Genomic DNA, 6,536 nt, shown 5'->3' on the forward strand with positions numbered 1-6,536 from the left:
GGTGTGGTGGTCGATGAGGTGGTGGTGTTGGAGGGGGTGCGGAGGTCTCTTCCGGGGTTCATGGTGCCGTCGGTGGTTGTGGTGTTGGGGGAGTTTCCGGTGACGGTGCATGGGAAGTTGGACCGTAAAGCCCTCCCGGACGTCAACTTCGAACCTCAATCGCTGCAGTATGTTGCGCCGCGAACGCCGGTCGAGGAGACGGTTGCCGCAATCTTCGATGATCTGTTGGGAACGTCGACGGTGGGCGTGTACGACGACTTCTTTGCCCTTGGTGGGAACTCTCTGAGTTCAGTCAGGTTGGTTGCGCGAGTGAATTCTGTTCTCGGCGAACGGATCGACATCCGCGACGTCTTCGATGCTTCTACCGTTGCAGCGCTGGCCGAGTTGGCGCAGAGTCGCGGAGGAGAGGGGGCCAAGCCGGCGTTGAGGCCGCGGGGTACGACGACGGATATCCCACTTTCGCCGGCGCAGGAGCGAATGTGGTTTGCGAATCAGTTCGACCCCGAGTCCGCCGCCTACAACGTCGCGTGCGCGTTGAGGCTCGACGGCACAGTGAATCTGAGTGCACTTCACGCGGCATTTGTCGACGTCGTCGAGCGGCACGAGTCCTTGCGCACTGTTTTTCCTCTCACTGACGACGGCCCGCGTCAAGTGATCATGTCTACCTCACAGGTGGTATCGGATCTCGCACCGATACTTGTGCAGGGAGAGGAAGAGCTGCGCGAGCGTTGCCGGCAGATCGTTTCGGATGGTTTCGACGTCATGCAGCAGGTCCCGATGCGCGCCACCTTGTTGCGGCGAGACGACCAGGCCCACTCGCATGTCCTGGTGATCGTGATTCACCACATCGCCGCCGACGGATTCTCCACGGTACCGCTGGCCCGAGATCTCATGAGCGCGTACACCTCCCGTGTGAGCGGTGAGGCTCCTCGGTGGGCGCCGCTCGAGATCCAGTACGCCGACTATGCGTTGTGGCAACGTGGTTGGTTGGGTTCGGAATCCGACTCTCGGTCTTTGATCTCGAAACAGCTCGCCTATTGGGTCGAGAATCTTGCGGGTGCACCGGAAGTTCTCGACATTCCGACCGATCGACCGCGCGGTGATGTGCGTTCGCTTCGACGCGGACGGATTCGGTTCGCGTTCAGTCCGGAGGTTCATGCCGGTGTGGTTGCCCTGTCGCGCAAACACAACGCCACCGTCTTCATGGTTGTGCATGCAGCCTTGGCAGTGCTGCTGGCGAGGCTCAGCGATGAGGAGGACGTAGCCGTCGGAACTCCCATCGCCGGGCGTGGGGAGCGCGAACTCGACGACCTGGTGGGCATGTTCGTCAACACGTTGGTCTTGCGCACTGCAGTGGACCGCGGCGCGACTTTCGGGGAGTTCCTCGACCAGGTCCGAAACGTAGATCTGAGCGCCTTCACTCATGCCGACGTGCCGTTCGAACGAGTCGTCGAGATAGTGAATCCTTCACGTTCGACGGCATACTCGCCCCTGTTTCAAGTCATGTTGGAGTTCCAAGACATCGAGCGACCGACACTGGAACTTCCCGACCTGCAGGTGACCGACGTGGGTGTCGAGATCGACACCATCACCTTCGATCTGCAGTTGACGGTGGCGCAGAACACTGGCACCGCCGGTGAATCGGATGGTATTCGCGCTGAATTCGGATATGCCGCAGATATTTTCGACGAGGAAACAGTGGGGAACTTCGTCGACCGCCTGCAACGGATTCTCGAGCACATCACCACGGATCCGCAATCGCAGATCGGAGATATCGATATCCTCGACGCCCGTGAGTCAGCCGAACTGGTACCCGTGCGAGGTGTGATCTCCACCGCTGTTCAGACCCTTCCCGATTTGCTCACTACAGCAACAGATATGGCGACCGCCCAGGATCTCGGCGCCGTCGCGCTGGTGTTCGAGGAACGTGAAGTGACCTATCTCGAACTAGACGCACAGTCGAATCGATTGGCCCGCATGCTGATCGAATCCGGAGTGGGTCCCGAATCGGTGGTGGCGATGTGTCTCCCACGCTCCGTCGAGTCCGTTCTGGCGGTGTGGTCCATTGCCAAGACAGGTGCGGCATTCCTTCCCGTGGACCCGGGACTTCCTGCTGCACGTATCGAGTACATGCTGGGCGACTCCGGTGCAGCGTGGGGGATAACGACCCGAGCTCACCACGCAGCATTGTCCGGCCTCGTGCCGTGGCTGTTCCTCGACGATGCCGGTTTCGAGGAACGGCTGTGGGCGTACTCGCCATCGAAAGTCACCGACGAGGATCGGAAGGCACGGATTCGAATCGACAATCCGGCCTATCTGATCTACACCTCGGGATCAACGGGAACACCCAAGGGGGTGACGGTCACACATCGCGGGTTGAGCAACTTTGTTCTCCAGGAGCGCGAGACATTCGCCGCCACGACCCGATCCAGAACTCTGCACTTCGCTTCGCCGAGTTTCGACGCTTCGGTTCTCGAACTCATGTTGGCCGTTGGTGCGGGATCCACGATGGTGATCGTGCCACCGACCGTCTACGGCGGGGCGGAACTGGCGGCGCTACTGGCGCGCGAGCGCGTCACCCATTGTTTTGTGACTCCGGCGGCTTTGGCATCCGTCGCCCCAGACGGACTCACCACTGTCGGTTGTGTCGTGACAGGTGGGGAGGCGTGCCCGCCGGAATTGGTGGCCCGCTGGGCGCCGGGCAGAAAGATGTTCAACGCCTACGGTCCTACCGAGGCAACTGTGGTGTCGAGCATCAGTGCGGCACTGGCTCCGAGCGACCCGGTCACCATCGGCGCACCTACTCGCGGATTCAGCGAGGTAGTGCTGGACTCGCGTCTGAGAGCGGTACCGGTAGGTGTCGCGGGAGAGTTGTATCTTGCCGGGCCGGCTCTCGCTCGCGGCTATCACCGGCGATCCCCGTTGACCGCCACGCAGTTTGTCGCAGATCCCTTCGGTGCGCCGGGAACGCGGATCTATCGCACGGGCGATCGCGTGCGGTGGACGCCCGACCGACAGCTGGAGTATCTCGGGCGCACCGATGCCCAAGTGAAGGTCCGCGGGTTCCGCATCGAACTCGGGGAAGTCGAGGTGGCACTGCAGACGCACCCGCGCGTGGCCCAGGCGGTGACGGGCGTCTGGAACGGCGACGGCAGGGATCGGTTGAACGGCAGGGATCGGTTGATCGGATACGTGGTTCCCGATCGCGGAGCGAGTGTCGATCCGCGAGACGTCCTCGCGCATGCAGGCAAGCGTCTGCCGTCGTACATGGTGCCTGCGGCGGTGGTGGTGCTCGACGCACTTCCGCTGACTGTTCACGGAAAACTGGACCGCGCAGCGCTTCCGGCACCCGATTTCTCGTCCACGGCCACACCCGACCGGACACCGCGAACGGAAACCGAGAATCTTCTTGCCGCTCTGTTCGCGCAGGTTCTCGGCCTGGACACCGTAGGAGTGCATGATTCGTTCTTCGAGCTCGGTGGAGACAGCATCATGTCCATCCAATTGGTGGCCCGCGCTCGCGATGCTGGTGTGATCATCTCGCCCCGAGACGTATTCGACCACAAATCTGTTGCCGCGCTTGCCGAGTCGGCGCACGTGGAGCAGGACGGTCCTGATGTGCTCGCGGAGCTACCAGGGTCCGCTGTCGGAACTGTTCCACTGAGCCCGGTGGCGCAGTGGATGCTGGACCGCAGCAATGGCGGCCTGAGTGGCGGCGAATTGAAACGGTTCTCCCAGGCGCTGTTGCTGACAGCTCCCGCTGATCTCACCCAGGACCTCCTTGTCCGTGGTGTCCAGGAGTTGCTGGACCGCCACGGAATGCTGCGAGCACGCTTGGACGAGAGCGACCGGGTCATGGAAGTCCTACCACCCGGCTCGATCTCGGCCGAAGGACTGATCCATCGAGTCGCTGTCGGTTCGGTGGACGACGAACGTTTCAGGGCCTTGGCGTCGGGAGAGCTCGAGGCCGCTGCCGACAGCTTGGATGCCGCCGCGGCCGACATGGTGCGCGTGATCTGGTTCGACCTGGTCGACAAACCCGACTTGTCGAACCAGCGGGGCCGACTACTCGTGGTGATTCATCACCTGGTTGTCGACGGCGTCTCGTGGCGCATTCTGGTCACCGACCTGGCGACGGTGACAGCACAACTCCAGGCCGGTGTCACGCCCGAACTGCCACAGAACGGAACGTCGTTCCGGCGATGGGCGCACGGGCTTGTCGAGCACGTGGGTGACCGGAGCGTCGAACGGGACATGTGGAAAACGATCCTTGACGGCGATGACCCGCTGATCGGTTCGCGCCCACTCGATCCCACGATCGACGTCGACGACACGGTCGACACCGTCACAGTGGACATCGCGCCTCCGGTGACCACGAACCTACTCACCACGGTTCCTGCGGCATTCCACGCCGGCGTGAACGACGGACTCCTCACTGCTGTTGCGTTGGCCTCGATCGAGTGGCGACGACGCCGCGGTATGGATACCGCTGCCGCCCTGATCACGCTCGAAGGACACGGCCGCGAGGAAGGAGCGGTTCCTGGCGCAGACCTCGCGCGCACCGTTGGTTGGTTCACCACGCTCTACCCGGTGCGCGTGGACCTCGGCGGACTCGACGTCGACGACGCACTGGCAGGTGGCGCCGACGCCGGACGAGCTCTCAAAGCCGTCAAGGAATACGTGCGTGCGATCCCCGATCATGGAATCGGATTCGGGATGTTGCGCTACCTGTCGGGCGAGAGCGAACCACTCGGCCGATTCCGTTCTCCTCAGATCAGTTTCAACTATCTGGGCCGGATCAGCTCCTCTGACGGAACACAGGACTGGCTGCCGGTGGAGGGCAATCGAAAGCTCGGCGGAACCCAGAATCGGTCCATGCCTGTGGCGTCCGTGATCGACATCAACGCGGCGGTTGAGGACCATGTCGACGGGCCCTGCCTGACAGCATCTTTCACCTTTCCCCGCGGAGTGCTCGACAGGTCTGACATCGCGGAGTTCGCGGAATTGTGGCGTCGTGCGCTCGACGGACTCACCGCGCACGCGTCGCGACCTGATGCGGGTGGTCTGACGCCGTCGGACATTCCCCTGGTCTCGGTCGACCAACAACAGATCGAACGCTGGGAGAACGACTTCCCCGGATTGCGTGATGTCTGGTCGGTGTCGCCCCTTCAGGCCGGGCTGATGTTCCATGCCTCACTGGCGGCGACGTCGACGGACGTCTACACAGCGCAGTTGTGCGTCGAGCTGGAAGGAGCGGTTGATTCCGAGCGTTTGCGCGGCGCTGCTGCCGGACTACTGGCAAACCACCCGAATCTGTGTGCAGCGTTCGTCTACGACGCACACGGCCTACCGGTGCAGTTGATTGTCGACTATGCAGTGATTCCCTGGACCGAGGTCGACCTGAGTGATTGCGGATCGGCAACCGATGCAGAGCTGGAGCGTCGCCTCGACGAGGATCGCAGTGCACCCTTCGACCTCGCCTCGCCGCCACTGCTTCGGCTGACGTTGCTGCGAACCTCGCCGGCGAGGTGTGTGTTGGTGGTGACAAACCATCACATCGTTCTCGACGGTTGGTCGATGCCGTTGTTGGTACGCGAACTGCTGATGAGATACGCGGACGACAGTCTCCCGGTCGAGAGCGTCCCGGCCGATCAGCCCCAGACTCCGTCGTACCGCACCTATCTGGAATGGTTGGCGCACCGCGACATCGAGACCTCGCTCGCGGTCTGGGAGGACGCCATGGAAGGCGTCGACGAGCCGACGTTGTTGGCGGCTTCGGCGCCGACCGCCGATCAGGTGGTACCCGAAGAGGTCGCCGTCGATCTGCCCGATTCGGTGCTCGACGGACTCGGTGGGCTGGTTCAGCGGAGCGGGATCACGATGAACACGGTGATCCAAGCGGCGTGGGGTGTCCTGTTGTCTCGAATGCTTTCCCGCGAAGACGTAGTCTTCGGCGTCACAGTCTCGGGCCGCTCACCTGAATTGCCTGGTGTGGAAAACATGATGGGGCTGCTGATCAACACATTGCCTGTCCGGGTGCAACTGGATCCGGACGAGACGTGTGCACAGCTGCTCGCGCGACTACAAGGCGAGCAGACAGCTCTGCTCGATCATCACTATGTCGGACTCGGCGCGATTCAATCTGCCGTAGGGACAGGCAATTTGTTCGACACACTGTCGGTCTTCGAGTCGTATCCGATCGATACCTCGGGGGTGGACGGGAACACCGACATAGCCGGTATGCGCGTCACCGCTGTGAATGCCCGCGACGCCACGCATTACCCGCTCACCGTGCTGTCGGTCGCGGAACCGACACTGCAGGTGAGCCTGCGGTATCAGCCGGCGGCATTCGACCGCGCCGCGGTCGGCACCATTGCACAGCGAATGTCGCGGATTCTTGCCGCCTTTGCAGCGAACGCGGATACACCGGTCGGTGAGGTCGACGTGTTGGTCGCCGGTGAGCGTGGGTTGGTGGTGGGTGGTTGGGATGGTGTGGGGGTTGCGGTGGGGGGTTTGACGTTGGTGGATGTGTTGGA

The 6,536-nt window shown here is 62.5% G+C and carries 1 protein-coding gene; it reads left to right on the forward strand.

Annotation, left to right across the window (positions count from 1 at the left end):
* On the forward strand, positions 1 to 6,536 hold a 6,536-nt coding region (locus R4P70_RS32290), incomplete at both ends, for a non-ribosomal peptide synthetase (RefSeq protein WP_317833790.1).

This window comes from Rhodococcus sp. IEGM 1241 (assembly GCF_033142365.1).
Classification (GTDB): domain Bacteria; phylum Actinomycetota; class Actinomycetes; order Mycobacteriales; family Mycobacteriaceae; genus Rhodococcus_F; species Rhodococcus_F erythropolis.